The sequence below is a fragment of the Halorubrum sp. AS12 genome (genome assembly GCF_051122765.1).
In the GTDB taxonomy this organism is placed as follows: Archaea; Halobacteriota; Halobacteria; order Halobacteriales; family Haloferacaceae; genus Halorubrum; species Halorubrum trapanicum.
This window is the reverse complement of record NZ_CP185385.1, coordinates 1,060,761-1,086,048: the sequence shown is the minus strand read 5'-3', so window position 1 is coordinate 1,086,048 and position 25,288 is coordinate 1,060,761. Positions and strand designations below refer to the sequence as shown.

At 62.1% G+C, this 25,288-nt stretch carries 28 protein-coding genes and 1 tRNA gene; 18 read left to right on the top strand and 11 right to left on the bottom strand.

Annotated features, from left to right (window positions below):
• The first annotated feature begins 35 nt into the window (after positions 1-35).
• The 7 genes from ACODNG_RS05490 to ACODNG_RS05460 all read left to right on the top strand — a co-directional run bounded on the left by ACODNG_RS05490 (position 36) and on the right by ACODNG_RS05460 (position 8,732).
• Positions 36-2,561, top strand: a complete 2,526-nt coding sequence (locus tag ACODNG_RS05490) for a PGF-pre-PGF domain-containing protein (protein WP_434522751.1) — start codon at positions 36-38, stop codon at positions 2,559-2,561.
• Positions 2,562-2,591: 30 nt separating this feature from the next.
• A complete protein-coding gene (locus ACODNG_RS05485; protein ID WP_434522750.1) occupies positions 2,592-3,296 on the top strand; it encodes an ABC transporter ATP-binding protein in 705 nt (234 codons plus the stop codon).
• A 503-nt stretch (positions 3,297-3,799) separates the two neighbouring features.
• Positions 3,800-4,522, top strand: a complete 723-nt coding sequence (locus ACODNG_RS05480) for an FtsX-like permease family protein (RefSeq protein WP_434522749.1) — start codon at positions 3,800-3,802, stop codon at positions 4,520-4,522.
• Positions 4,522-5,757, top strand: coding sequence for an ABC transporter permease (locus tag ACODNG_RS05475; protein ID WP_434522748.1), 1,236 nt, complete (start codon positions 4,522-4,524; stop codon positions 5,755-5,757). Before ACODNG_RS05480 ends, ACODNG_RS05475 begins: the two co-directional genes overlap by 1 nt.
• 214 nt (positions 5,758-5,971) lie before the next feature.
• Positions 5,972-6,253: a PadR family transcriptional regulator gene (locus ACODNG_RS05470; protein WP_434522747.1), complete on the top strand. Its 282-nt coding sequence runs from the start codon at positions 5,972-5,974 to the stop codon at positions 6,251-6,253.
• A 113-nt stretch (positions 6,254-6,366) separates the two neighbouring features.
• On the top strand, positions 6,367-7,335 hold the full coding sequence (uppS, locus tag ACODNG_RS05465; protein WP_434522746.1) for a polyprenyl diphosphate synthase: 969 nt from the start codon (positions 6,367-6,369) through the stop codon (positions 7,333-7,335).
• A gap of 242 nt (positions 7,336-7,577) precedes the next feature.
• Positions 7,578-8,732 carry a signal peptidase I gene (locus ACODNG_RS05460; protein ID WP_434522745.1) on the top strand — a complete coding sequence of 385 codons (1,155 nt, stop codon included), beginning with the start codon at positions 7,578-7,580 and terminating at the stop codon, positions 8,730-8,732.
• A 22-nt stretch (positions 8,733-8,754) separates the two neighbouring features.
• Here ACODNG_RS05460 and ACODNG_RS05455 read toward each other — a convergent pair whose 3' ends face one another.
• The 3 genes from ACODNG_RS05455 to ACODNG_RS05445 all read right to left on the bottom strand — a co-directional run bounded on the left by ACODNG_RS05455 (position 8,755) and on the right by ACODNG_RS05445 (position 10,852).
• Complete coding sequence (locus ACODNG_RS05455) at positions 8,755-9,705, bottom strand: HalX domain-containing protein (protein ID WP_434522744.1); 951 nt, start codon at positions 9,703-9,705, stop codon at positions 8,755-8,757.
• Between the two features lie 131 nt (positions 9,706-9,836).
• Complete coding sequence (locus ACODNG_RS05450; RefSeq protein ID WP_434522743.1) at positions 9,837-10,121, bottom strand: hypothetical protein; 285 nt, start codon at positions 10,119-10,121, stop codon at positions 9,837-9,839.
• A gap of 110 nt (positions 10,122-10,231) precedes the next feature.
• A complete protein-coding gene (locus ACODNG_RS05445) occupies positions 10,232-10,852 on the bottom strand; it encodes a hypothetical protein (RefSeq protein WP_434522742.1) in 621 nt (206 codons plus the stop codon).
• Positions 10,853-11,069: 217 nt separating this feature from the next.
• Here ACODNG_RS05445 and ACODNG_RS05440 point away from each other — a divergent pair, with 217 nt between their 5' ends.
• The 6 genes from ACODNG_RS05440 to ACODNG_RS05415 all read left to right on the top strand — a co-directional run bounded on the left by ACODNG_RS05440 (position 11,070) and on the right by ACODNG_RS05415 (position 15,926).
• Positions 11,070-11,636, top strand: coding sequence for a hypothetical protein (locus ACODNG_RS05440; RefSeq protein WP_434522741.1), 567 nt, complete (start codon positions 11,070-11,072; stop codon positions 11,634-11,636).
• 242 nt (positions 11,637-11,878) lie between these two features.
• The gene (locus tag ACODNG_RS05435; protein WP_434522740.1) at positions 11,879-12,715 is read left to right on the top strand and encodes a hypothetical protein; all 837 of its coding nucleotides are present in this window, start codon (positions 11,879-11,881) and stop codon (positions 12,713-12,715) included.
• A gap of 200 nt (positions 12,716-12,915) precedes the next feature.
• A complete protein-coding gene (locus ACODNG_RS05430; RefSeq protein ID WP_434522739.1) occupies positions 12,916-13,242 on the top strand; it encodes a hypothetical protein in 327 nt (108 codons plus the stop codon).
• A gap of 248 nt (positions 13,243-13,490) precedes the next feature.
• Positions 13,491-13,892 (top strand): hypothetical protein, encoded by a 402-nt coding sequence (locus ACODNG_RS05425; RefSeq protein WP_434522738.1) that lies wholly within the window; start codon positions 13,491-13,493, stop codon positions 13,890-13,892.
• A 228-nt stretch (positions 13,893-14,120) separates the two neighbouring features.
• Positions 14,121-14,666: a DUF7344 domain-containing protein gene (locus tag ACODNG_RS05420; protein ID WP_434522737.1), complete on the top strand. Its 546-nt coding sequence runs from the start codon at positions 14,121-14,123 to the stop codon at positions 14,664-14,666.
• A 258-nt stretch (positions 14,667-14,924) separates the two neighbouring features.
• Positions 14,925-15,926, top strand: a complete 1,002-nt coding sequence (locus ACODNG_RS05415; RefSeq protein WP_434522736.1) for a hypothetical protein — start codon at positions 14,925-14,927, stop codon at positions 15,924-15,926.
• A 45-nt stretch (positions 15,927-15,971) separates the two neighbouring features.
• On the opposite strand, the gene ACODNG_RS05410 is transcribed toward ACODNG_RS05415, so the two are convergent.
• Positions 15,972-17,090 carry a DUF5305 domain-containing protein gene (locus ACODNG_RS05410; protein WP_434522735.1) on the bottom strand — a complete coding sequence of 373 codons (1,119 nt, stop codon included), beginning with the start codon at positions 17,088-17,090 and terminating at the stop codon, positions 15,972-15,974.
• Positions 17,091-17,143: 53 nt separating this feature from the next.
• Complete coding sequence (locus ACODNG_RS05405) at positions 17,144-18,439, bottom strand: DUF7504 family protein (RefSeq protein WP_434522734.1); 1,296 nt, start codon at positions 18,437-18,439, stop codon at positions 17,144-17,146.
• Between the two features lie 360 nt (positions 18,440-18,799).
• Between ACODNG_RS05405 and ACODNG_RS05400 the strand changes: the two genes are divergently transcribed.
• On the top strand, positions 18,800-19,081 hold the full coding sequence (locus tag ACODNG_RS05400) for a hypothetical protein (RefSeq protein ID WP_434522733.1): 282 nt from the start codon (positions 18,800-18,802) through the stop codon (positions 19,079-19,081).
• Between the two features lie 16 nt (positions 19,082-19,097).
• Here the strand turns inward: ACODNG_RS05400 and ACODNG_RS05395 are convergent, their stop codons facing one another.
• Positions 19,098-19,301, bottom strand: coding sequence for a hypothetical protein (locus ACODNG_RS05395; protein WP_434522732.1), 204 nt, complete (start codon positions 19,299-19,301; stop codon positions 19,098-19,100).
• Between ACODNG_RS05395 and ACODNG_RS05390 the strand changes: the two genes are divergently transcribed.
• Positions 19,287-19,778 carry a hypothetical protein gene (locus ACODNG_RS05390; protein ID WP_434522731.1) on the top strand — a complete coding sequence of 164 codons (492 nt, stop codon included), beginning with the start codon at positions 19,287-19,289 and terminating at the stop codon, positions 19,776-19,778. The two genes, ACODNG_RS05395 and ACODNG_RS05390, sit on opposite strands and share 15 nt — an antisense overlap.
• Positions 19,779-19,817: 39 nt before the next feature.
• Here the strand turns inward: ACODNG_RS05390 and ACODNG_RS05385 are convergent, their stop codons facing one another.
• The 3 genes from ACODNG_RS05385 to ACODNG_RS05375 all read right to left on the bottom strand — a co-directional run bounded on the left by ACODNG_RS05385 (position 19,818) and on the right by ACODNG_RS05375 (position 21,640).
• Positions 19,818-20,168 (bottom strand): hypothetical protein, encoded by a 351-nt coding sequence (locus ACODNG_RS05385; RefSeq protein WP_434522730.1) that lies wholly within the window; start codon positions 20,166-20,168, stop codon positions 19,818-19,820.
• Positions 20,169-20,464: 296 nt separating this feature from the next.
• Positions 20,465-21,346 (bottom strand): NAD-dependent epimerase/dehydratase family protein, encoded by an 882-nt coding sequence (locus ACODNG_RS05380; protein WP_434522729.1) that lies wholly within the window; start codon positions 21,344-21,346, stop codon positions 20,465-20,467.
• 99 nt (positions 21,347-21,445) lie between these two features.
• A complete protein-coding gene (locus ACODNG_RS05375; RefSeq protein WP_007344879.1) occupies positions 21,446-21,640 on the bottom strand; it encodes a heavy-metal-associated domain-containing protein in 195 nt (64 codons plus the stop codon).
• Between the two features lie 145 nt (positions 21,641-21,785).
• On the opposite strand from ACODNG_RS05375, the gene ACODNG_RS05370 reads away from it, so the two are divergent.
• The 3 genes from ACODNG_RS05370 (at position 21,786) to ACODNG_RS05360 (ending at position 23,138) form a co-directional block, all read left to right on the top strand.
• Positions 21,786-22,376 carry an AsnC family transcriptional regulator gene (locus ACODNG_RS05370; RefSeq protein ID WP_434522728.1) on the top strand — a complete coding sequence of 197 codons (591 nt, stop codon included), beginning with the start codon at positions 21,786-21,788 and terminating at the stop codon, positions 22,374-22,376.
• Positions 22,377-22,442: 66 nt separating this feature from the next.
• Positions 22,443-22,515, top strand: a tRNA-Gln gene (locus tag ACODNG_RS05365).
• Positions 22,516-22,649: 134 nt separating this feature from the next.
• The gene (locus ACODNG_RS05360) at positions 22,650-23,138 is read left to right on the top strand and encodes a hypothetical protein (RefSeq protein WP_434522727.1); all 489 of its coding nucleotides are present in this window, start codon (positions 22,650-22,652) and stop codon (positions 23,136-23,138) included.
• 516 nt (positions 23,139-23,654) lie between these two features.
• On the opposite strand, the gene ACODNG_RS05355 is transcribed toward ACODNG_RS05360, so the two are convergent.
• Positions 23,655-24,707 carry a hypothetical protein gene (locus ACODNG_RS05355; RefSeq protein WP_434522726.1) on the bottom strand — a complete coding sequence of 351 codons (1,053 nt, stop codon included), beginning with the start codon at positions 24,705-24,707 and terminating at the stop codon, positions 23,655-23,657.
• The gene (locus ACODNG_RS05350) at positions 24,704-25,189 is read right to left on the bottom strand and encodes a FlaD/FlaE family flagellar protein (RefSeq protein WP_434522725.1); all 486 of its coding nucleotides are present in this window, start codon (positions 25,187-25,189) and stop codon (positions 24,704-24,706) included. The genes ACODNG_RS05355 and ACODNG_RS05350 overlap by 4 nt, the downstream gene beginning before the upstream one ends.
• Positions 25,190-25,288: the final 99 nt, after the last annotated feature.

The window sequence follows — 25,288 nt, the reverse complement described above, 5'->3', positions numbered from 1 at the left end:
GAAAGATATAAACCGAATGCCAAAAATTATGACCTATGACACGTTCAGCTAGACAGATCATACTCGCCATTTTATTCAGCCTCATCATGATTAGTTCAGTGATGGGGCCGTTCGTCGGAGGAGCGTTCGCCGCATCGGCCGGAGACACGCAGACAACACCGGCCGCAGTTCAGGCCGGCGAACCAGTTACCACGCACGACGCTGAAACCGTAAATGTCACCGATGAACTCGCGGTCTGGGAACGGGCGCCACTCCGGCCCGCGGTTGTTGATCGGAGCAATGCGGTCACAGCAGTCAATAGCCAGAGGGTATTCTTACAGAAACAAGGCAATCCAGTTAGGATCGACACTACACAAGAGGGAGTATTCCAGAAAGGAAGTCAGGTTGATTTCGAGTTAGCGACCAAGACTTTGGCGGATACGTCCCAATTCTATGAAGATGAGTTCAAGGTACTCGTCACCCGAATTGATGCGGAGCGGGATACAACAGAGGTGTTCCTTGACGCTCAAAACGTCACCGTTGAAGAAGTCGAACGAGCCCTTGAGGACGTTGACGGCTACGATGACTTTAACCAAAGCGTTCAGGATCAGGACGAGGTACGGTTTGGGACGGTCCGTGACTTCTTTGAGGGAAGTGAGGAGTTTGAGCAGTTTGCCGATTCATTTGAAGCGAACCAGACGGTAACCACAGAGCGGTTTGAGGAAGCGCTCACCTCAGATGAGTTCTTGAATCTCACTGAGTTCAGCACGGCGTCTGGAGGCGAAATCTCTGCTAGCGGGGAGTCGACCGCGACCATTGATCTCGACGAGGCAGGGACATATCTCTTGATCGGGCACGTTGGCGGGGAAGTGTATGAAGACGGTGATGACCGGCCGTACTTCAACGACACAACTGCGCTCTCTGTCGATGCCGTTACTGCTCAAGAGTCGGCATCGACAATCGATGTTGCCACGACAGATGGAGAGGTTGAAGCAGGGAATAACGTCTCTGTAGATGCGACAGCCAACCTTGATGCTGAGGGGAACGTGTCACACACAGCCATTGTCATGGATGAGGACACGTTTAGTCAAAGTGAAAGTCGGATCGTCGTTGACGATGAATTCTCACGTGACCTCCGGGCGGAAGACGTTACTGTTAATTCTCAAATCGGGGAGATTCAGGGAGTTACAAATGTGGCGCCAAACGTAAGAATTTCTGGCACCAATATAGCGGCTGACCGCTTCTCAGGCACAGTGAGTACTGAAGACCAAGCGAACAGCTTCTTTGATATTCGCAACGCGCTTGTTGACGGGTTCGATATCCGCGATCAGGCTGGTGACGCAGCCGAGTTCAACGCAATTGAGGACAAAACGCTGAACGCCTCGATGACCGCCGTTGGAAACGCCACTGGCGACGAAACGATCGAGGTTGAGACGCTCGAAGGATGGGAGACTGGTGAGTACACGGTTCTCCATATCGCATCCGATCAGGAAGACGGCAACATCAGCACGAGTCGTACCACCATCGACATCGTCGATAGTATCGATACGGGTACCGGTCCAGGTCCCGGTCCCGGGCCATCGGACCCCAGCGATGACGATGATGACGATGATGGCGATGATGATCCCGAAGACGAGCCTGATGATGACGAGCCACCGGAGGTCGTTGAACCGGCACCCGAGGATCTCACGATTGTCGAGCGCGACGGCGGTGCGTCAGTCTCGGTTCGGAACATTCGGGCGAACACGCCGACCCGGTTCGGCGTCGGCCGGAGCGTGTCACGGAACGGCGCGTCGGTCCGGAACTTCACAGTGAACCTCAAACAGGATCGCGACGAATTCTCTGTGGATGTCTCAACGAGCGATGACCCGCCGGAGACCGCCCCGCCGGTTGAGACAGGGACCTCGTTCACGTATGTCGACGTGGACGCAGGGAACCTCACCGATGATGACTACAACAGTGTCGAGTGGGACTTCAGCGTCGACGTTGACCGGCTCGACGAAAACGACGTCGACCCGGAAGATGTCCAACTCCAACGGTACAACGAGACACAGGGTGCGTGGGAGCGCTTCGACACGACGCATCGCGGCAACGGTGAGTTCGTGGCTGAGGTGCCTGGCTTCTCCACGTTCGCCATTACGGCAGTTGAGCCCGCCTCGCTTTCGGTCACGGACGCCAGTCTCAGCGCAGACGAAGTCGAGGTCGATGAGACCTTTGACGTGGCAGCAACAGTCGAGAACACCGGTGACGAGAGTGGCGAAACCGAACTCGAAGTGCTCGTTGATGGAGATGTCGTTGAGACGCGGACCGTAACACTCGACGGGAACGAAACGGCAGAGGAAACCTTCGAAGTGAGTGTGGCCGAAGCAGGTGACTTTGAGGTCACCGTCAACGCTGTCAGCGCCGGTGATATCTCTGTTGTGAGTACTGATACAGGTGATGGAGACGGCACCGGCGACGGCACTGGCGACGGCACCGGCGACGGTGACGATGGTGGGAACCTCGGAATTGCCCTTGTGATCGTCCTGTTAGGCCTCCTGATTGCCGGCGGCTTCATCTACTATCGCAACGTTCAGGAGTAGCTGACACACTACTCTTTGACTGCCCTCCAGATGGCCACTCATCACAGTTTACCTCCGATCGTCTGCTCCGACGTGACGCGTCGGTATACAGGTTCCACAGAACGGTTCGGAACGAGTGGGACCACCGTGACGGCGCTTGATACTGTCTCGTGTGAAATCACACCTGGGTCGGTCGTCGGGGTTGCTGGGCCAAGCGGCAGCGGAAAATCCACACTGCTCCACTTACTCGCAGGACTCGATACGCCAACGGCTGGTGACATTCAGATCTACGGGACCGCACTCCAAGAGCTTTCTTCGCGAGAGCGTACGGCATTTCGCCGATCGAATATTGGGATGGTGTTCCAGCGATTTCATCTGTTACCCGCCCTCACTGCTGTCGAAAACGTCGCAGTGCCACTTGTCCAAGCCGGTGAGAGCCGTTCCAAACGTCGCAGCCGCGCCACAGAGCTGCTTGATGCGGTTGGACTCGAAGGCCGTCACAAACACCGTCCCGGCTCGTTAAGCGGCGGCGAACAACAGCGCGTCGCCATCGCGCGGGCGCTCGCTGCGGACCCAGCGGTTGTGATTGCCGATGAGCCAACCGGTGAACTCGATCGCGAAACCGGCGAACAGGTGCTTGATGTGTTGACTGACATTGCTGCGGATCGGGCTGTGGTGATTGCGTCACACGACGAGTATACCCTCTCTCGAACAGACCGCGTGATCAAACTGCGTGATGGACGCCGAGAGACGTGAGTAGCCGGCTCCGCCAACTGGCAGGGATTAGTGGCCTCGGTGTGCGACGCGTTGTTGGGCGCCTCCGAACAGGCGCACGCGGCCGCACAATTGTCTCAATCACCGGTGTCGCCCTTGCGGTCGCGCTGTTGGTCGTTGTCACGAGTTTGTCAGCGGGGCTCGCTGGTGGCGCAACCGTCCAGAGTGAGGATATCGACTATTGGATCGTCCCTGATGAATCGGGCGCAGGGAGCGTCCCACTCAACGCAGAGGGTGCCCAACTGAGCGAGGTCCATCGCATTACGGCCCAGTTACGCGCGGACTCGCGGATCGACTACGCGACTCCCGTTGCGATCACCCCAATTCAGCTCCGGCACCCAGCGACGGACGAGCGGACGTATGTCCTCGCCTTGGGCGTGATCCCCGAATCAGGGCGGCATGTTGCCGGACTTAATACGACACAACTAGCGGGCTCATACGTTCACCATGAAAACGGGTCGTACGATGGCCCGTGGACAGGACAGATGGTCATCTCACCAGCGGTCGCCACTGACCTCAACGTTACACCGACAGATGAGATCGCATTTGGTGGAAGCTCCCGGACTGGCACCGTCACCCACGTGACTGACACCAATCTTGACGCTGGAGTCGGTGAGGTTCCAGCAGTTGTTATGCCGCTTGCTGAACTCCAAACCCTCACCGGACAGACCAGTAGTGATACCGCCGATCAGATTCTGGTGAGCACGACAGATCCTAGCGTTCAATCACTGCTTACCGACATCTATCCGGGGACAAGCGTGGTCTCTCGCGCAGGGCTGACAGGCGCAGAGACGTCAACCACGAGCTTGCCGCTTGCGATGGCGTTGGCAGCAACAGTTGTTGCTGGTGGGATTGGGGTCGCGTTTGTCGCAACGATGATGGGCTTAGAGCTCACCGCGAGCCGCCAAGAGTTAGCCATTCTCGGCGCTGTCGGCTTCTCGACACGGGCTCGAGTCTTGGTTGTCATTACGGAGACGGTAACTGTCGCCGTGCTTGGCGGGCTGCTCGGCGTTGGCCTTGGGACTGTTGGGGTTGTTGGCTTAAACATCGTCATCGCAGAGTTCGTGGGTGTCACGACGCTGGCAACACTCTCACCCGGCATCATCCTCTATGCGCTGGCCGCAGCCGTTGCGGTGGGCGTGCTTGCTGTCCCGTATCCGCTGTACCTGGCTACACAGACAGACGTACTGGCAGCACTCACACGATAATGAAAACGCGACTCAGACAGATCTACGGGCAGATGTGGATTGCGTTTCGACAGCTCCGCTGGGATAAAACCCGAACTGTCCTCGCAGTTATTGGCATTGCGCTTGCTGTGCTCTCTGTCACGCTGCTCGCTGGTGTTGGGACCGGCGTCACGGAAACCGGGAATGAGTTATTCAACGAAGCTGACCGTGACCTGTGGGTCACCGGTGGTCCCATCAATCTCGCGCCCGGCTCAGTTGGTGGCTTCCAAAATCCAGTTCCAAACGCACACACAGTCGCCACACAGATCCAGCAACACGAAGACGTCCAAACAGCAGTCCCACTCGCATTCCAAGTGGTCTACGTCAGCACCGATGGCGAAGAGTTCGAGACGATTGTTGGCAGCGGGACACCGGGAGCGGGTGGTTCCGTACGCATTACCGCTGGCGAGGGGTTTACCGGTCCAAATACACACTACGCTGATGGCAATTACAGCGGAAATTTCACGCATCAAGCGCTTATCTCGCCTGAACTCGCCGCTCAGCAGAACTTGACTGTTGGGGATACTATCCACGTCGGTGGGACCATTGCGAGTGCTCGCGCCAACGAGTTCACAGTCGTCGGGATTTCCCCTACCTTCTCGAACTTCTTAGGGACATCTACAGTCACGTTACGGTTGAGCGAACTCCAGACGCTTACTGGCAATGCGTATGATGATAGCGCCACGCTGATCACCATCAGTACCGTCGACGGGGCCGATCGCGAGGCCGTCCGGGAAGACTTGGCCACTGCGTATCCCGAGTACACCTTCCGCACCAATCAAGAGCAGTTCGTCGAGGTGCTCCAACAGCAGGCGGTTGTGCTTGCTGCCGGCACGAGCCTTGTGGTGTTAGGCGTTGTTGCTGGCGGGATGCTCGCGTTGAATCTGCTCTTATCGTTAGTGTATATCCAGCGCGAACCGTTTGCTGTCCTTCGCGCCACCGGAGCAACCCGGGGTGGCATTGCTGGGATTGCGATCGTCCAGGCAGTCAGCATCGCCGTCGGTGGGTATCTACTGGGCGCCCTTTTGACTCCGCCACTTGCGGCTGGTCTCGACCAGCTTGCGTTTGCTGTGACCGGATTCGAGGGGCTCGTACAGGTGCCACGTTACGCCTACCTTGCCGGTGGGATTGTTGCTGGTGGGTTCGCACTGATTGGTGGACTTTTGGGTGTGTGGCGTGTTACTCGAGTGACGTCCGCTCGCGGCTTGATTAATTGATTTTGGTAGCATCCGGCATTTTGGGGTAGCAAGGACGAAGCAGGATGTCTCGCGGCTCCCATATAGAACCCAACAACAATGAGCCATCCGAGACCTTCCATTTCCGTAATTCAAATTTCCAGCAGGGGAACCTCACAGGTTCACTTGTAAATGGCATTCCAGTCCCAACGAGTATATAAACACTAATTTGATTAGGACAGTAATAGGAAGGTGAATGGACGATCTAACCGCGTTTCAACGAGATATCCTGTTCGTTATTGCGGGTCAGGAGAAGCCACATGGACTCAAAATAAAGGACGTGCTTGAAGACTACTACGAACGTGAAGTCAATCACGGACGCCTCTATCCGAACCTCGATGACCTTGTTGCGCAGGGGCTACTAAACAAGGGAGAAAAAGACAAACGAACCAACTGGTACACGCTATCATCACAGGGTGTCGACGTACTCAGGGACCGCCGCAACTGGGAAAATCAATTCGTCGAGCAACTCTTCTGAGGTGTCACATTGCCGGCTACTGAGGTACTCGTTTTGTCGTCTAGAGGCTCACGATGCGGAGTCGTCAAGTAAATACCTTAATTAACACACGTGTTGAATCATACTCACAAATAATGTTTGAGCGGGCGAAACAGTGGCTTCGCGATGTATATGTCGGCGAGATCAAGCAGTCACTTGATTTGACACCGGATCACGTCGCTGTGATCCAAGACGGAAACCGACGGTACGCCCGTGAAAATGGTCTTGATCCATCAGATGGGCATGCCCGTGGTGCAGAGACAACTGAAGACATGCTACATTGGTGTTCTGAGTTTGACATTTCTGAAGTCACCTTGTACACCTTCTCGACGGAGAATTTCGCACGACCAGATGAAGAGCTTATTGACCTCTTTGATCTCATTGAGGACCGACTATACTCGTTTGCGGATGCGGATCTCGTTCACGATAACGGAGTCTCAATACATGGGTTGGGTGAAATTCAACGACTTCCTGACCGCGTGGTTGATGCAGTTGCGTACGCTGAAGAACGTACCCAACAGTACGAGACACTCAAACTAAACATCGCCTTAGCGTACGGCGGTCGAAATGAGCTTTTGCGGACAGCACAGCGGCTCACACGAGAGGTTGCTGACGGCGAGTTGGAGCCAGACGCAATCACGGCAGAGACGATCGGCGAGCGGTTGTATCGGCAGCCCGTACAGGATGTCGATTTGGTAATACGGACTGGTGGAGACGAACGCACCTCGAATTTTCTCCCGTGGCACGCGAGCGGGAATGAGGCTGCCGTCTACTTCTGTACACCATACTGGCCAGAGTTCAGTAAAGTAGAATTTGCGCGGGCCATTCGGACATATGAAGCACGCGAACAGTCTTGGCAGGAGACCCAACTCCGCCGTGCTCTCTCGCTCGTTCGTGCGGTCAGACAAACGGAATACCAGCGACGAACGCAACTAATCCAGCGGCTTCGTGACCAGCTCTCACGAGAGACAGCAACACGATTTGTGAACACAGTTCGTACTGACACCGATACAACGACCGAAGATACGGAAGCACAACAAGCCCAATCTGTCCCGAACGATTGATCCGCATTGACCTCTGTTCGAATAATCTACAAAAGATCAGTCAGCGTTTTCGAGGTGGAGCCTCCGGCCTCAAGGAGCGAACGGAGTGAACGAGTCGGCCGGGGAGGAAACTGACCTGGGACGACACACCCACCAAACGGCAACTGAGACCCGGCGAACGAGCTATACGTTCGGCCTACGTACTGACCGAAACGACAGGGCGCGATTTACGAATGAACCTTCGATCGCTGGCCGGATCCAGTGTGACTGCGATTCTGGTCGTTCTCGTCGTGGCCATGCTCGTCGGCCAACAGCTCGGCCAGCCGATCGTCCTTGGGTTTGTACTGACCGGGAGCATGAACGCCCAACCAGCGGAAATGGCGCCTGGCGACGGTTTCATTGCGGTTCCGCCGGCGATCGCCGGAGATGTCGGCGAGGGCGATGTCGTGACCTTCGAGGCCCAAGAGCTCCAAGGAGGCGGGCTGACCACTCACCGGATCGTCGACGAGACCGACCAGGGGTATATCACGCGCGGGGACGCGAACCCCTTCACCGATCAGGATGGTCCTGAGCCCCCGGTTCAGGAGTCACAGATCGTCGCGGTTGGGCTTGAGTTCGGCGGTGAGGTGATCGTGATCCCGCGGATCGGACAGGTCGTCTTGGCCCTTCAGGCCGGATTTTCCGCTGCCGCGTCGGCACTTTCCGGGATCCCCGGGCTGGGTGGACTCGCTGAGGGGAACGTCGGCTCATCGATGGTTCTCGTCGGACTGCTGCTGCTCGCGTACAGTCTCGTCGCCGAGGGCGTCGGCGGGTCGAGCCGCCGGTCCGATCGCGGCGATCGCTCGCGTGACCGACGCAGCGAGATGAGTTCGGTCCTGGTTCTCGCGGTGATCCTCCTCCTCATTACCGTCCCGGCGACCGCAAGTATGGTCGTTCCGTCGGGAACGGACGACATCTCTATCGTGAGCTCGCAGACGCCGAGTTCGAGCTCGACCGTCATCGAGCGCGGCGGCTCGGTCGAGTACAGCTACAACTTTACCAACGACGGGCTCATCCCGCGGATCGCGACTGTCAACGCGGCCAGTACCGGCGTCGATGTCGCGAACAGCTCGCTCATCGCGAATCGGGGTGAGACTGCCTCAACGACAGTTACCATCCACGCGCCCGAAGAGACCGGCGCGTACGTCAGGTCGGTCTCCGAGTGGCAGTACATCCAGTTTCTCCCGGCGCCGGTCATCTTTTCGCTTCACGCGGTCCACCCGTTTGTCGCTGTTGCCGCCATCAATGCGGTGATCGTCGCGGTGGTTACTGCGGTGTACGTGTCCGCCGTCGGACTCAACCCGTTTCGGTTCCGCGATCGGGGACGTGAGCTATCGCTTTCTGACCGCGTCCGACGGGTGATACGGCGGTGGCGGTGACCGTCTCGTCCACGCGCACCGATCACGCGCCGATCGCCAGGCGGACGTTCCATCCGGTGAGTAGTAGTCCAATTGCGGTCGCGACCACCGGGGGCCAGTAGTACGAGAACCGTTCGCGCTGTCGCGCGCCCTGGACGCTGACTGAGATCAACACGAACAACACGAGCAGCTTCAACAGGAGGAACCCGGCTATCCCCCCGATTTCGAGCACTCCGTCGACGACCGGATTCGCCTCGACGAATCCAGGAACCGCCAACGTCGCGTACAGCGTGGAGACGACATCGCCGACCCCGTACGTGAGCGAGGCGAGAAACCAGAGTCCGTAGAACTCGCGGGACCGGGTCCGGTACAGCGGTCCGTCCGCGTCGAGGTCCGGCGAATCGCCAGCCGCTGTTCGCGACGCGATGTCCGCCTCGCTCCCGCCGTCTCCCTGGCCCGCATCCGGGTCGTCGATCGCCGCGAGCAGCGTGTCGATCTGCCGACGCCGGGCGGCGATCTCGCCGGTCAGCTCTCGGTAGCGCTCGTCGTCTGCCAACTTTGCGTCGTCTCGCCGCCGCTCCATTCCTCTTCGCCGCGCCACGAGCGAGAGGTACGTTTCGACCGCGCTCGACACGGCGCCGCGGTCGACGAGACGTACGACCGTCTCGCGGAGTTCAGTGCGTCCGAGCGGCCGTGGAACGTACTCGTCGATGTCGAGGTGGAACACATCGTTCCCGACGTGAACCCCCGAGAGAAGCCCGACCTGACAGTCGAGGTTGCGGGCGCGCAGCCGACCGAGAAGCTCCTCCGCCGACGGATCGGAAAGCTCGCCGTCGAGGAGGACCACGTCGATGTCGCCGTCCAGCGCGTCGAGCGCGCGTTCGCCGTCGGTAGAGGTTCGAACCGCGTACCCCTCCAGCCAGTCGGCGTACTCCTCCGCTTGCTCCCGGTCATCCTCGATTATCAGGACTGTCGCGTCGGTGTCGCGGGGCATTCGGTTCGTCTCCTGCCTTGCGTCGTTGTCGTCATAAGCGCGGGGGAACCGGCCGTGGAGCGGCACATCCCTACGAATTTCTGGCCGACTCGAACCCGACCTGCGGGAGCGAAAACTGCCAGTCGGCGTGATCAGCGTGAGAGACAGCACCCCGTTCCGAACGGGCCGCAGCTGAACGTCTCGATCGTGTCTGCCGCCGTCGAACCACCGGGGATCACGTAGTCCGGGTGTTCGACCTCCTCGCCAGTCTCAAGGATGGTGTCGGTATCCCTCTCGTCTCTTCTCCCGCCGCTCTGGCTGACGTACTCGTCGTCGATGATCTCGAACGCGAGGAGGGTGTCAGAATCGTCCGCGGTCTCCAGCGACACCGACCACTGCGCTTCTACAAAGATAGCAGGCAGAGTGCCCCGGGCCACCGTGCCTGGGGGTGAATACCGTCGGCTTACTGAGCAAATATGGATCTGCGACGCACGCGTCCCGCCGAAAAGGCGCGCTCTGACGGATGTCGTATAGTTAGCTACCGGCGTCAGTTATCCGAAGCCGCTTCTGCCGTGATGGTGAGGGTGTAATCCTCGTTATCGGGGAGATCGTTCTCGCTCGTCCCGCCGTCTATCAGGTCGATCTCGAGACCGAAACTGACCGCGCGTCCCGGCGGAAGCTCCGATGGAATATTGTTCTGATCCGTCAGGATGTTCGCCGCGCCGTTGTTGTCTCCCGGGTGGGCAACCATGTCTTCGCCGTCGTCGTCCGAATAGTCGACTGTGAACGAGAACGTGTCGGACACGGTGATTTCATCTGGTGCGTCGCTGAACTCGAGGCCGAGCGTGTCCACCGTTTGTGTCCCCTGGTTCGTCACCTGAACGAGGTTTCTAAGTGTCGTACGGGCGTTCCGGTTGAGCCCACTGGCGTCGTCGCTGTCGGTGAGGTCGATGGATATCGTTTCGTCCTCCTGTGTCACGTACTCGTTGTCCCCGTCGTCTCCACGGGTTGCTGGCGTGAGCCCCAAGAGCGCGTCCGCGTCGCCGGTCGTCTCGACGGAGACTGTCCGCTGTGCTTCCACCGTGTCGAACGCGCCGGTACCCAAGATGGCGCCGCCGCCCGCAACCAATCCGCCCAGTCCGATCAGGACGCTGCGTCTACTTGCCATATCTGTTCCTCTGTGGCTCTATCCACTTTGTATTGAGCCGCTTGAACCGTCGCAGGCCGATCCGAATCCCGGTATCGGAGTGCTTGAACCGCGTATCGCGGGGGCTGAACGGTCGGGTGACTTCCGGGATTTCGCGGTCGCCGCGGAAAGCCCGTCAATACAAAGCCGTCGAGCGACGAAGGGAGGATACGGGCGCGTTCCCGCGCCGAATCACAAGATGCCCACGCGACGACAGACTGCGCTCGGCCTCGGATCGATGGCGCTCGGCAGCGCCGTCGTCAGCTCTGCGTCCTTTCTCTCCAGCACGACCGCGGCGGCAGACCTCCGGGTCGTCGTCTCTTCGGAACTCTCGCTCACGCCCGGCCGCACGGGCGAGGAGTACGTCCAGACTGACGACGACGGCGAAGTCGAGGCGATCGTGATCGAGCAGCTGAACCAGCGGGCGATCTCGCAGTTCGAGGAGCTGGTCGAGGTGACGAACAACGGCGACGTGCCGTACGACCGGCTCGCCTTCTCGTTTTCCGCGGCAGGCGATGACCCCGACGCGTCGAGCGTTGCGGTCGCGGAGACGCTCCGGGTGGTCTCCGCCGACGAGCCGACGGAGACGGACGCGCAGGGATGGACGACGGTGCTCGCGGACTCCGGCGAGACGTTCGACGCCGGCGACGTAGTCACGTTCGGACTGGTCGTGAACCTAATCCCCGACGACGCGCCCGGCAACCTCGAAGAAATTCCCGAGCAGTCGAGCGTCACGCTGGAGATCGCCGCGATCGACGAAGAATAATCGGAGACTGATATTCCCGAATAGCGCCGGACGATCTATATGTGGTACCGTGGCCCGTGAACTCTCGTCATTTAGCACCATCCGGCCGCAGTCCGTCGATCAGATATGATCCTCACGACCTCTCAAGCCTGGCTTGAAGCCGAGGTTAGCTTCGCTTCGGGATTCAAGACTGCGCTTCGATCGTTTCAAGTAACCTAATACTAAGTGGGTTTCCTCTCATGTGACGTGTAGGTGGAAGCCATATGGTTAAACGACGCAGCATGGTAGTCGGCCTCGGAGCACTAGCAACTGGGAGCGGCGCGGTCTTCTCGTCGGCGTCGTTCTCGAACAGCGTGGCCTCGTCCTCGGACATGCGGGTCGTCGTTGAGGAACAACTCGCGGTCGAGCCGGGAATCATCTTCCGCGACGGGTCGAACGCCACCGACAGCTTCGATCCGGATAGCTCAACCCCTCCCGGCAGCACCAGCGTTTACGACAAGAGTAGTGACGACCTGTTCGGAGGCAACGACAGTGATGGGCTATCGGCCATTTCCCCCGATGACGTCCCAGCGGCGGCAGCGAACAATAGCGAGAACGGCAATTTAGAGCTACAAGTCGCCGTGCTCCTTGATGTGAACGGCGAGATCGGCGAAGATACGGTAGGACTCATCCAGGTTAACAACGAGACCAATGAGAGTCACGACGTCGCGATCCGGTTCTCCGAGTTCGGCAATGACGTTGACTCGTCAAGTGGGGAACCCGCAGCCGACGCACTTAGTGAAAAACAGGTCGTTGAAACGTACAAATTCTATGATTCGTCCGGTAATCAGATCTCCCCAGACGGAAGTTCAGCTGACGCCACCTCCGGAGTGCTGGACTCTCCAGATGGAACATCTCCATCGCAGACAGTAGCGAATACCGTGAATGTCTCTGCGGGTGCTACCGAGCAGATACACCTCGATTATGACACGGTGACGCACTCGGACGACATCGCGGCTGCGGCGGACATTTCCGGCAATCCGTTCAATGGGTCCAAGGATACCGTCAATCTGGTCGACAAGCTCAAGGTCGGTGTCGAGGACGGAAACGACGTCGCCTAACGAACACACCCCCTTCGGCGGTCTTCGACGGCGTCTCCGGACGCCGTCCACGCTCTCGAGAAGCGGCGCTGTCGCGGACCACCGGCCCCCATGAGATGAAATGACGGAAGGCGCTCATCGGTCTCGGCTCGCTTGCCGTTGAGAGCGGTGCGACCCTCTCCGCCGGAGCGTTCAGCAACTCCACCTCCTCGTCGGCGGACATGCGGGTCGTCGCGGCCGAAAACTTGGAGGTTCGGGCGGGCCAGGCGTTCAACGATGACGGAACGGTCCGAACCAGCGGCAACCCGAACTTCGACGGGGATCCGAGCAACTACGTCGAATACGACTCGAACTCGGCCTTCTTCGACCCCGGTCTTGGTATAGCCGACTTGCGGATATTGACATCAACAACCCTCCGCCCGCGACAGTCAGCCGTCGCGATCAAAACGTCAAAAGACGTCGAGATCCAAGTCGCGACGTACGTCGACACCACCGTGACATTCACCGACATTGTCCAGATCGAGAACGATGGTACCGATCCGGTGTAAGTGGATATCTGCTCTGTCAGGTTACCTTTGACACCGAAAGTCATTTCAGTTACATATCCGACCGGATAAAAGACTAAATATACACGTCAAGAATTAAGCGTGTGGTCAACCGACGTACAGCTCTTTCAACGACCTCAGTCTGCGTAACAAGCCTACTTACGGGGTGTCTAGACACGATAACGAGCGACGTCGACAGGAATGATGACGACAGCGGGGGAAACGGCGGTGAATCCAGACAAATTGTCAATATGTACGACGACGCGCTCATCGCCCGCAACGACGCCACGACGACTCGTGACACCGGCGTCAATCAGTTTAACGAACGAAACTTCTCCGACGCCACCGAGCCACTAGAGACCGCCCTTTCCGGCTACGAGGACGCCGAAGACGGCTTCGCTGAGGCCGCCGACCTCGCGACCGAAATCGAAGAAGAGACGGCGGCCGGAATCTGCGAAACCGCCGTCGATGAGGTCGCGCTTCAGGCGGACGCGACCGACGCCGCGCTCTCGGCCGCTCAAGCCGCCCAAGACAATGCCGACGCGGAGACGATCAACGGTCACATCGAGCGATTCCGATCGCTCCGTGAGGACGCCGCGGCGATCGATGTTGCGGACGCCGACACGGTCGCGAGCGCCCTCGGCTTGGAGTAGCTCTCACAGGAGAGTGCGCGGAATATCCGAATGATTATACTGGTTCGAACTAGTCACTCTGAAAGCATGTGTGGGAGCATGAGCCAACAGCCGGTGCGGGGACTACGTTCTGGAATCTGGCGTCCCGTCAATCCCCGAAGTGTCCGGGCGGAGGAGCGGTAATGTCGCAGCCGACACCAACCGCCGGAGTTCTTAGGCCGACGCGCACGCTACCGGAGGTGCCGTGACGTGCCTCTCAACGATCACCGGAAGTACACTCCCCCCGAAAAAGACGAGCTCTACGACCTGTTGAGCAACCACCGCCGGCGGTACGTGATCCACTTCTGTAAGCAGGCCGACGAGCCGCTTACCCTGTCGGATCTCGCCGAAATGGTAGCCGCGCGCGAGCAGGACAAATCCGTTGCCGAGCTCACCTCCGCCGAGCGCAAGCGGGTGTACACCTCGCTCCAGCAGACCCACCTCGACCGGCTGGCTGACGCTGGGATGATCGACTACGACAGAGACAAAATCAAACTCACTGAGGAGGCCAAGACGCTCGACGTCTATCTCGACGTTGTCCCCGAGGGATCGATCCCGTGGGGGATCTACTACTTGGGGGTCTCGCTCCTCTCCGTCGTCGTCCTCGGTGGCGTTTGGATTGGGTTCGTCCCCACGGAGACAGTTCCGGATATCGGGTGGGCGGCCATCGTCGTCGCGGTGTTCCTAGCCTCCTCTGTCGCACAAGTGATCCAGAACCGGCGATACCGCCTCGGCGACATCGACGAGCCGCCGTGAGCGCTCCACGGCCGCGGCACTGATATTCCCCAAATTGAGCCTGCTTCGCCGCCCATCGCCCGCGAAAGTACAGCAATACTATACGTCTACGGGACTAAGTATATATCCGAGAAACACCTGCCTGTCACAGACCTGTCCGCGAACGACGAGGCGATAGTGCTACTGTGTGGCCGGTAACATCGCGCAAACGGACGCGAAAGACAAGGGGAAAACATGGGACGAAAACGCCAACGCAGTCGGGGGGACGAGGCCGGCCGCGTGAGCCGCCGGGCTGTCCTCGGCGTGTTGGTAGTCGGCGCGGGCGGCGCTGCCGGCGTCCAGAGCACCGGCGCGTTCTCGTCGCTCACCGGTGACCGCCAGTTCAGCGTTGCCACCGCTGACGACGAAAACGCCCTGATTGGGATCGAGCCGGCCGCCCCTGCTGGCAAAGCGGACGAAACGGTACGGCTGTTCACGGTCACGAATCGGTTCGACGAAACGCTCGTCCTCGACCGCGTCGGCGTGCGCTCGTCCGGATCGCTCGGAATCGGACGGAGTGACCTCAATATCGACCAACGAACGCTCCCACCGGGCGAGGCGACGGACATCGCCGCGGAGCTTTCGTGTTCGGCGGACACCACCGACGATGTCGAGATCGCGATCCGCGCGGCGACGAGCGACCGCGATGAGTCGGTGGAACTGGTCCGGTCGACGTCGGTCACGTGTGAAGCCGCCGCGTCCTGTCTCACCGGCCCGGAGATCGAACTCGAAGCGGAAACGGTACCCTGTATCGATATCGACCTTCGGGGCGGCGGAGAAGTCGAGATTGAGGCCGAGGGAAGTACCGTCGACGGCGACGCCACGATCACGCTCGGCGGCGGCGGAGAGGTCTCTGTCGGCCTCGAAGGGAGCCGGATCCGCGGCGACCTCCGGATCGAGATCCGCGGTGGCGGGTCGGTCGACCTCTCGCTGGCGGACAGCGAGATCGACGGCGCGGTCCGGATCGACACGCCGGGTGGTGCCGAAGTCGAAGTCGAGATGGAGAATTCGACGATCGGCGGCGGCGTCTCCATGAACCTCGGTGGCGGGGGCACGGTCGGTCTCTCGCTGGAGGACAGCGAGATCGGCGACGACACCGAGATCACCACGGGCGGCGGCAGCGAAGTCGGCGTCGAGATGGAAGAGAGTGCGATCCGCGGCGACCTCGCCGTCGACTCCGGCGGCGGCAGTGAGGTTGAGGTCGAAACGGAAGACAGCGTGATCGAAGGGGACCATCCCTGAGTCCGACCCGGCGTGAGGCGTGGCCGTCCGTCGGGCGCGGCGTCCTCAGAAGTCGAACTCCTGGAACTCGTCCATAGTCATGTCGGCGTAGTTGACGAGCCAGTCGCTCGCGGGCGAGTCCGGTCGAACGTAGAGGTACGCGAAGTCGCCGTCGAGGACCGTGCTCACCCCGAGCTGCTCGTCTTTGATAACGCGCTTGTTGGTATCTATCGCGACGTCGACTAACCCCTCCAGATCGTCGACGAGGATCGTCGCCTCGTAGTCGCGTTCCGACGGGAACGTGCCGCGAGTTATCCACTCGGAGAACTCCTGTTCCTGCTGTCGGATCTCCATGATTTCGCGCTCTTCGGGCGATACGGTGGCGTACCCGCTCCGCTTAGCGAGGAACAGTCCGGCGGCGCCGCCGATCCCGAGCAAGGCGAGCAGGATCGACCCGATCCCCTCAGCCGTCCCCGGGTCCGCCGTTCGCTCGACTGTCTCCGTCTGCTGGCCCGATTCGTCGACAGTGTTCATCTCCAGCACGCGGAACGTCTGCGGGTTGACCGTCATCGGCATCGTGCTCTCGTAGGTCTCGCTCACCGACTGCCCCCCCAGCGTCCCCTCGACGGACGACGCCGCGACGATCCGGATCTCTATCGTTCCGGCGGCGCCGAGCTGCCGTTCGATCGTCCGGATCGTCTCGAACACGGATTCAATCTCTACGGCCGCATCGACGGTGTGATTGTCCTCGTTTGTGACCGCCTCGTCTCGGCCACTCGCCAGCGGCTCGGCGTACTGCCAGAGTACCGTGTCCCCCTCAACGCCGCGATACTGAAGCCGGACATCCGTGGTGGCGTTCACCGAACCGGTCTCGGCCGTGTGTTCGTACACGTACGTCACGTCGAGCTGTCTGGAGAGGTTCACGTAGTACACCGGTCGATCCCGGACGCGTTCTCCCTCCTCGAACACGAGGGAGTCGTTCGTGATCACCGCGCTGTGCTCGTAGGCCGTCGACTCGCTCCACTGCTCGACGACAACCTGGTCGCGCTCGATGTCCTGCGTTGTGTGGACCTGATAGCCCCACCACCCACCGACCGCGGCGAGGATGAGGAGCAAGGCGAGGAGGACGCCGGACCACTTTTCGAGGAATGCGCGGATCCGGAGTGACCGATCGATGTCGCTCACGGTGGTGTCTCAACCGGCGGTTCCCGCGGTATCTCTGGTCTTTCCAAAGTCATCTATTCCACGTACGTTCCGGTCGAGTCCATCGAGACGACTTCGTCGAACAGCGGTTTGAGCGTATTGATCGCCTGCGGATCGCCTTCGAGCGGGTCGGCGTGAAAGTGTGCCACTGCGTCCGTCTTGGTGAACGTACTGAGAAACACGTGGAGGAACCGGAACGCGTTTTTGACGTCTCTGTAGTTCAACAGAACGTTCAGGGAGTCGTAGCAGACGCGGATCTCGCGGTCGTCGGTCGACCATTCCTGCGTGGCCCTTGAGACGACGATTCCCAGCCGAGTGATGTCGTTCGGGTTGTTGACCTGCGTGACCTCGACCGCTCCGTCGGCGGCGGGGGGAACCGACTGCGCGTACCCGACGGCAATCACGTGGGTCCGGTGCCCCTCCGTCGCGATATCTTTCAGCCGCTCGCCGTCCATCGGCTGGTAGCGGACGAGCAGCACGTACGGGTCGAGATCGCCCTCGTGCCCGAACAACAGCTCGTGACAGCCGTCGCGAGTCTGCTCTGACCGGGATTCCGACTGGATCAGCACGTTCGTTCCGGGACCAAGTCGTCTCCCGTCGAGGGGCGACGCGTCCAGTTCTTCCGTGGCACCGGTCGGTGAAGGCTTGGATGATACAGTCCCATCCGATGGAGAACGAGCCGTCTCTGTTGTTGTGGAGTGCCCCCCCGTAGCCGAACTCTCGTTCCAGATTCGACCGCTGGTCTCGCCCGCTTGGTCGTCTAAGCTCGGTTCCGGCCCCACTTCGGCTGTGTCGGTTCTGATTTGATCCGTATCGTCCCACGGCGGGTCGCCGTCGGTCGGTGTGTCGTCCGTCTGTCTGTGGTCTGTCGGTTCGCCGTCCGCCGGTTCATCGTCCGTCAGTTTGTCGTCCGCCGGTTCATCGTCCGTCAGTTTGTCGTCCGCCGGTCCGTCGTCCGTCAGTTTGTCGTCCGCCGGTCCGTCGTCCGTCAGTTTATCGTCCGCCGGTCCGTCGTTCCACAGCCGACCGCCCCCATTCGGCCGTTCCGGGGGGTCGCTCGCGCGCGGCTCAGACGGATTTCGACCGGTCGCGTCCCCGGACTCGTCGTCGCCGATCCACTCCCAGCAGTCCGCATCGGTGTCCGGCTCGCTTATCCGACTGCTTGCGTCGTCGCCGGTGTCGGGCGACCCGCTCTCGTGACGTGAATCGGAGCTAGCCTCCGATCGTACGCCGAACTCGTCGGCGAACTCGGAGGCGATGTCGCTGAACCCGGTGGCGCGATCGGACCGTCTCTCGGAGCGTTCCCCGTCGGAACCGTCGGCTCCGGTCATTGTCGCTGGGACGTCCGGGGGCGAAGCCCGCTGCCTGTCGCGGGCGTGTATCGGCGGTCGTCTTCAGACGCAAACCGCCGCCGAAATCGACGAGAGAGCTGCGGCCATCGGTTCGCCTTGGTTAACGCAGAGAGACGGCCGTGGCGCTCTGACATCCTGATACTATTTGTCAGACTGGTTGTTTCATATTATAAAACTATCGCAACGGATGGGGTCGAAGTCGGGTGCCCTGGGTCTCTGTGACCGCGGACGCTTCCAACCGACATTCGGCGGTACTTTGTTCGCAACGGTCCTCGGTTCGCACGAGCCAAGCTCAACACCCAAGTATTAAACGGACAAATTCCGTAGTGTACGGGTGTAATGGGCACTCGGGACAGCGAAAACGACACCGCGGTCGACGCCGACACCTTCCAGCAGTGGGTGAGACACACCGCGGAGTCCCGAGGAATGACAGAACACGAGCTCTTGAATCAACTCGTCTCCGCGTTCTGGGCCCTTGACGAGATGGGTGACATCGGTCTCAATTCTGTGTCTGACTCTGATAACGCTGAGCCGGGCAACGAGTGGGGCCGAGAGACGTTCCGAGACAGAATCGGATGGCGACGAAGCGCCATCCGGGCCAGAGCCCGCTGCCGGAGATGAGACGCCGCCGCCGGACTCACCGGAGTCGCAGACGTCGGAACAGCTCGATCCGGACGACCTTGACCCCAGAGACGATCTCAGCCCAACCGAGGTCGAACTCACCAGGCGGGTCGCGGAGCTGCGACGGCAGATCGCCGACCTCTCGCTCGATGTCGAACAGCAGCGGTCCAGACAAGAGGAGTTCACCGACCGCCTCTCGGACGACGTGACCCGGCTCCACAGCGAGATCCAGTCGCTGGAATCTCGCGTAGACCAAGAGAACACCGAGGTGGCGGACCGAATCGACGCCGTCGAAGCGAACCTCGAAGATGTCGAGGAGACGCAGACCGAGTTCGAGGCGTGGATAGACGAGGAATTCGATCAGATCGAGGCCCTCTTCGAGCAGGTCCTCGGCACAGTCCGCGAGTTCGACAACCGGATCGAAGAGCTTTCGACTGCCGTCAACACCGTTTCCGACGCCGAGCGGAATCGCGAGGCGCTCAATACGCTCCGAAAACAGGCGATCCGGAAGGGGATCGACACCGGACGGTGCGGGAACTGCGGCATGACCGTCGACCTGTCGATGCTGTCGGAGCCGTTGTGTCCCTCGTGCGATGAACAGTTCTGGAACGTCGAAGACGCAGCCCAGTGGAACCCGTTTTCGAAACCGACACTCCGGACCGACGGTCGGCCGTCCAGGTCGCCCAACCGCGAGTGACCCTCCGCTGCCGGCGTGATATTTCGCCGTAAGAGACTGTCAAAACAGCTTTGCGGTCTCGATACCGGCCAGTAGCTTGGTGACGTTGTACATCGACACGGCCGCGAACAGCGCGGACGGAACGCCGTATCCCACCAGCCGGACCACCGATGCGAGGTGGGCGTCCGATCGGCGCGCACACACGGTGATGGAGGCGACTTCGGTGACCAGCGCGATCACGGCGATGACCGCGAAGGACGTAACCAGGAGTCCGTTGGCGACCCCCATTCGGTGGAACAGGTGCGCGGCCACGGCGTTCGCCTCGTAGATCCCGGGAACGTACACGAGTCCGACCCCCGTTGTGGCCGCGTCGGCCGTCTTCGTCGCGGTCAGTAGCGCGATCCCCGACACGGAGAGGAGGCTCCGTCTCGCGTTTCCGCTCTGCCGGGGACCCGCGGTCCGTCGCGACCGCCCGTGTAGCCGTCGTTCCCGCTCCTCAGGTCGATATTCTCGATGTTCGCGCTGTCTCTGATCACGGACGGGCCTCTGTTCGTCTCGGGTCCGGCCTGACCGATCCGCACGCCGCGACATAGTGACGTTCTATCAATAGTTTCAAAATATATAAACATGTGTGGTAGCCAGACTCACATCGGTTGCGGGACTCGCGAGTTTGACTCCGGGATGTCCGGCTCGGGCCGGAACGGGATTCACCTACTGTCCGCGACCCCCTCGCGCCACGAGTACGTCGGCTCCCAGCCGAGCAGCCGCTCCGCCTTCGAGCAGTCGAAGACCGACTCGTCGCCGTCGAGGTCGCACTCGGCGGGGAGGTCGCCGTGGACCGCCTCGATCGTCGCGGCGGTGTCGCGGCCGAGGAAGTTCTCCGCGGCGACGATCAACACCGCCTCGTGGCCCTCGACCGAGGCGTCGGGGTCCATCGCGGCCTCGATCGCCGCGACCACGTCGCGCACGTCGACGGACGACCAGCAGTTGCCGCTCGGGTCGGCAGTCGCGGGGTCGAACGTCTCGCGCGCCTCGCGGCGCCGCTCGTCGCCGGGGTACGTGACCCACGAGAGGCGCAGCGAGACGGCGGCGACCCCGTGTCGGCGGGCGGCGGCGGCCGCGGTCTCCTCGCCGACTACCTTCGAGAGACCGTAGGGGTCCTCGGGTTCCGTCGGCGTCTCCTCGTCGATCGGGAGCCGGTCTGGCAGCCAGTCGTCGTCGGCGAAGACGGTGCCGTAGAGGCTCTCGCTCGACGCCCAGACGATCCGTGCGCCCGCGGCGCCGGCGGCGTCGAAGACGTTGTACGCGCTCTCGACGTTGTTCGCGAACACCCGCGAGCCGGCGTGGTCCTCGGGGTGCGGTATCGCGGCGAGGTGGACGACCGCGTCGGGCGCAGCCGCCTCGACCACCTGCCGCGTCTCGCCGTAGTCGGTGAGGTCTGCCGCCACGTAGTCGATGTCGTCGCGCCGCTCGCCGGTCGAGGGCGTTCGGCGGTCGACGGCGACCACCTCCCGACCCGCGTCGGCGAGCGCGTCGACCGTCCACGCGCCGACGCCGCCGGCGCTCCCGGTGACCAGTACGGTGTCCATGTCTCTGCGAGCGCGTTCGGGTGAAAAAGCCCCGGCGATCCGGTTGCGACGATCCGCGCGCCTGCGACGATCCGCGCCTCCGTCCGTGCGTTTCGATGCCTACGCCGAGGCCTCGTAGCCGGCGTCCTCGATGGCGGCCACGACGGCGTCGACGTCCACGTCGCCCTCGACGGTCGCGGTGCCCGCCTCGTGGTCGGCGCTGGCCGACTCGACGCCCGGAAGCTCCCCGAGCGCGTCGGTCACGTTGTCCTCACAGCCCGTACACGACATGCCGTCAACGTCTATCGTCGTCATGCGTACTCGTTGGCGTCGCGGATACAACTGCCTTTCCGTCGCCCCCGCGGGCGACCGGTTTCTTGGACGCGCTCGGTTTCGCCGTCCTCGGGTCGGAGTCCTTCCGCCCGGACGCCTTTTTGCCGCGCCGACCGAACGCCCGCCCATGCGCACCCTCGACGAGACGGACCGGGAGATCATTCGGCTGCTGTTGGCCGACGCGCGGCGCCCGTACAGCGACATCGCCGAGCGCGTGGACCTGTCGGCGCCCGCGGTGTCGGACCGGGTCGACCGCCTCCGCGAGGTGGGCGTGATAGAGGGGTTCACGCTCCGGATCGACGGCGATGCGCTCTCCGACGGGCTGCGGGTCCTCGCGACGCTCGCCGTCGCGCCCGCGGACGCCGAGCGCGTCCACGAGGCGGTTGCGGGCCACGAGCGCGTCGAGCACGCGTTCCTCACCGCCGACGGCGAGGTGACGGTCGTCGCGCGCGTCGAGGAGGGGACCGCCCGCGACCTCGTCGACGACGCGGTCGGGTTAGACGCCGTGCGCGACCTGTCGGTGCGACCGCTCGACGCTCACGAGTGGTCGCCCGCGGTCGGCGACGCGGACCTCGCTATCGAGTGCGTCGAGTGCGGGAACACCGTCACCGCCGAGGGGGAGTCGGCTCGCATCGACGGGACGCTGTACCACTTCTGTTGCGGCTCCTGCCGGGAGAACTTCGAGGCGCGGTTCGACCGGATCGAGGAAGGGGCGTAGCCGGGGGTGCCGGGTCTCGTCGCGGAGAGTAACGTACTTGAGTGCCCGCCGGTTAGCCGAACTCGCAGTCCCGTGGTGTAGTGGCCAATCATAATGGCCTTTGGAGCCATTGACGGCGGTTCGAATCCGCCCGGGACTATCCGCTGACCGAACCGACGGCCGCTCGTTCCACGGGTGGTTCCGCGAGCCTCTCCACTCTCCGACAGTCGGCGCCTCCACCGTCGAGTCCGAGCTACCTATGTCATTTTTTACCATGCGGATCGTGGACATCTCATGGACATCTCCGAATACCGGGAGTCGATCGCCACGAAGCGGCGCAAACACGGCTTCGAGGCGGTCGACGAGCGGACGGACGCGTTCGACCGCCTGTGGGCGACCCGCGAGACGGACGACACGCTGGGCGACGTGGCGGTGTTGGCGACGCTGGTCGAGGGCGAAGCGGTCGGTCCGGAGGCGCTCGCCGAGACCGCGGCCTCGTTCCGCGACGTGCTCGCCGACAGGGTCGATCCCCGACCGGGGCGCGCCGACGGCGGCGAGGCGCCGACGCCGATCGGCTACGTGACGTTCGCGACCCCGGACCCCGACCCGTCGCTGCTCGACGCGATGTCCGGGTTCACGGTCGCGAAGCGCCGGACGAACGTGTTCCCACTCGTCTACGACGCCGAGACGGAGCGCCTCCACCGCCACGAGATACCGCGGCTGAAGGGCCGCGGCATCTACCGCCGACAGGCGAACGACGCCGAACGCCTCTTTGACGTATAAATAGTTGATTGCGGATCGGGAGTGAGTGCCGCCAACGTGGCGGCCGCTTGTTTATAAATGATCGACGATGGATCGGCGGTGAACACCGCCAAAGCCCCAGCCGCTCGGCTGTACGTGATCCGTAACTCCGCGGTGAACGCCTCCAAAGCCCCAGCCGCGAGGACTCGATGCGCTCGCTGCGGTCCTCAGTCGCTCGCTTCGCTCGCTCCCTGCGGTCCTTGTGTCGCGCGTCTTCGTCCTCGCGGCAGCGAGGCGCTACGCGCCTCTGGCAGCCGGCGGCGAAGCCGTCGGCGACTGCCCCTTTGAGTCCCGCCCGACCGCGACCGCACAGCACCTCACACCTCCCCAGCTTCGTCGCGGCCGCTTAAAAGCGGCCGCGACTCCCTCGCGCCCGGTGGGCGCTCGAAGGCACGCGCCACCGCATCGGTTTCACTCTCTATTGCGTGGATCGCTCGCTACAGGCTTTAAAAGTAGAAGAACGAACCGCTCGCGCGCCGCTCAGACGAGCCGCGCCGCTCAGACGAGCCGCGCCGCGATGCGCGCCGCGCCGTCCGCGGCCGCGGTCGCGGGCTCGTCGGGCGAGACCACCTCGACGTCGCGGTCGAGTTCGTCGCTGAGCCGCTTCTCGAACTCCTCGGTCAGTCCGGGGATCCACGCCATGCCGCCGGTGATGGCGAGGGGGCGCCCGAGCGCCAGCTGGTAGGGCTTCATGTGGTCGTTCGCGAGCTCGGGGAGGAACTCGTTCGCGACGACGTCGACCGCCTCGTCGATGTAGCGGTCGATCGGCTCCTGAACGCCGCGGTCGACGGTGAACTCGTGGCTCCCGCCGCCCGGCTGCTGGACCACGTCGGTGAACGGCTCGAAGTCGTACACGTCGCCGTGCTGCTCTTTGTACTCTCGGGCCGTCGTCCGGTCGATGTGGACCCGTCCCTGGGTCTCCTCCTCGACGGCGGCGACGATCCGGCGGTCGACCTCGTTGCCCGTCACCGAGCCGGTCGAGAACGGCGAGAGCTGCTCGCCGCGCCGGTAGGCGCACGCCTCCATCGTCGTCGAGCCGAGGTTCACCGAGACGAACACCTCGTCGATCGCGTCGAGGTCGTCGCCGTAGGCGGGGATCGCCCCGCACAGCGACTCGGGGTAGCTCCGCGTCTCGACCTCGCCGATGGAGGAGCCTTCGATCACCGACTTGAGGTTCTCGACGCCCGCCTCGTTGTCGATGGTCGGCACCGCGTAGACGACCGCGCTGTCCTCGGGCACGTCGTGGGCGTCCACGACTGCCTCGAAGAAGCGCTCCGCGTCCGCGACGCTGTCGTCGTCCTCGGGGAGTCCCGAGCGCAGCATGAAGCGCACGCGGTCGGGGTACTCGACCGCGGCCTCCTCGCCGAACAGCACCTTCTCCTCGCCGGTGATGGCGTCCTCGTAGGTCGCCAGGCAGGTCAGCACCGAGTGGCGCTCGCGGCCGCCCCGTCCGTCGGGGACGTCGAGCACCGTCCGGGTGCTGCCCAGTTTCACGCCGACCGCTGCCGATTCGTCCGATTCGTTGATGTCCGTGGATTCGTCGTCGCTCATTGGTCACTCGCACACGAAGCGATCCGGACGATGGAGACGAGGCTGATCCGGTGGTCCGCGGGCGTGAACGGTCGGTCGCGCGTCGGGGCGTCGAACCCCTCCAGGCGGCGCGTCAGCGCCGCGACCGCGTCGTCGTCGACCCAGTCGAGTTCGGCGTAGTAGGACAGCGCGTCCCGGCTCCGCACGTGGCCACCGACGTCGACGAGGTAGCCGAGCCACTCGCCGATCTCGCGTTCCGCCGCGGGCGACGCCGGGATCGCCGTCAGATACGGTCGATCCGCGCTGTCGCCCCCGTTCAACCGCTCACCACGCTGACGCTGGAGCAGCTCCGTGAACGCCGCCGAGCGCGCCGCCTGCTCGGCTCGGTTCCGGTTCGGCTGCCGGAGCGCCCGCTCCCGAGGCGCCCCGTCCGCGCCGTCTCGCGGCGCGTCCGCGATCCGGCGCAGCTCCCGTACGTCGTATCGTCGTGGATTCAGACTCATGTTCCGTCCGTCGTTCGCGTCCGTACCCGAACCTCACGGCGGGGTCATATGATAGTTGGCCTTCAATTATCAGCGGTGAGAAACAACCGGTGGGGGACC

Excerpts from the sequence above, each read along its gene's own strand:
- ACODNG_RS05475 (WP_434522748.1), top strand. The coding sequence starts at position 4,522 with ATGAAAACGCGACTCAGACAGATCTACGGGCAGATGTGGATTGCGTTT.
- ACODNG_RS05350 (WP_434522725.1), bottom strand. The coding sequence starts at position 25,189 with ATGAGTCTGAATCCACGACGATACGACGTACGGGAGCTGCGCCGGATC.
- ACODNG_RS05370 (WP_434522728.1), top strand. The coding sequence starts at position 21,786 with ATGCGCACCCTCGACGAGACGGACCGGGAGATCATTCGGCTGCTGTTG.
- ACODNG_RS05430 (WP_434522739.1), top strand. The coding sequence starts at position 12,916 with ATGCGGGTCGTCGCGGCCGAAAACTTGGAGGTTCGGGCGGGCCAGGCG.
- ACODNG_RS05445 (WP_434522742.1), bottom strand. The coding sequence starts at position 10,852 with ATGGCAAGTAGACGCAGCGTCCTGATCGGACTGGGCGGATTGGTTGCG.
- ACODNG_RS05485 (WP_434522750.1), top strand. The coding sequence starts at position 2,592 with ATGGCCACTCATCACAGTTTACCTCCGATCGTCTGCTCCGACGTGACG.
- ACODNG_RS05470 (WP_434522747.1), top strand. The coding sequence starts at position 5,972 with ATGGACGATCTAACCGCGTTTCAACGAGATATCCTGTTCGTTATTGCG.
- ACODNG_RS05425 (WP_434522738.1), top strand. The coding sequence starts at position 13,491 with ATGTACGACGACGCGCTCATCGCCCGCAACGACGCCACGACGACTCGT.
- uppS (WP_434522746.1), top strand. The coding sequence starts at position 6,367 with ATGTTTGAGCGGGCGAAACAGTGGCTTCGCGATGTATATGTCGGCGAG.
- ACODNG_RS05480 (WP_434522749.1), top strand. The coding sequence starts at position 3,800 with ATGGTCATCTCACCAGCGGTCGCCACTGACCTCAACGTTACACCGACA.
- ACODNG_RS05375 (WP_007344879.1), bottom strand. The coding sequence starts at position 21,640 with ATGACGACGATAGACGTTGACGGCATGTCGTGTACGGGCTGTGAGGAC.
- ACODNG_RS05455 (WP_434522744.1), bottom strand. The coding sequence starts at position 9,705 with ATGCCCCGCGACACCGACGCGACAGTCCTGATAATCGAGGATGACCGG.
- ACODNG_RS05355 (WP_434522726.1), bottom strand. The coding sequence starts at position 24,707 with ATGAGCGACGACGAATCCACGGACATCAACGAATCGGACGAATCGGCA.
- ACODNG_RS05435 (WP_434522740.1), top strand. The coding sequence starts at position 11,879 with ATGGTTAAACGACGCAGCATGGTAGTCGGCCTCGGAGCACTAGCAACT.
- ACODNG_RS05400 (WP_434522733.1), top strand. The coding sequence starts at position 18,800 with ATGGGCACTCGGGACAGCGAAAACGACACCGCGGTCGACGCCGACACC.
- ACODNG_RS05360 (WP_434522727.1), top strand. The coding sequence starts at position 22,650 with ATGGACATCTCCGAATACCGGGAGTCGATCGCCACGAAGCGGCGCAAA.
- ACODNG_RS05380 (WP_434522729.1), bottom strand. The coding sequence starts at position 21,346 with ATGGACACCGTACTGGTCACCGGGAGCGCCGGCGGCGTCGGCGCGTGG.
- ACODNG_RS05405 (WP_434522734.1), bottom strand. The coding sequence starts at position 18,439 with ATGACCGGAGCCGACGGTTCCGACGGGGAACGCTCCGAGAGACGGTCC.
- ACODNG_RS05490 (WP_434522751.1), top strand. The coding sequence starts at position 36 with ATGACACGTTCAGCTAGACAGATCATACTCGCCATTTTATTCAGCCTC.
- ACODNG_RS05440 (WP_434522741.1), top strand. The coding sequence starts at position 11,070 with ATGCCCACGCGACGACAGACTGCGCTCGGCCTCGGATCGATGGCGCTC.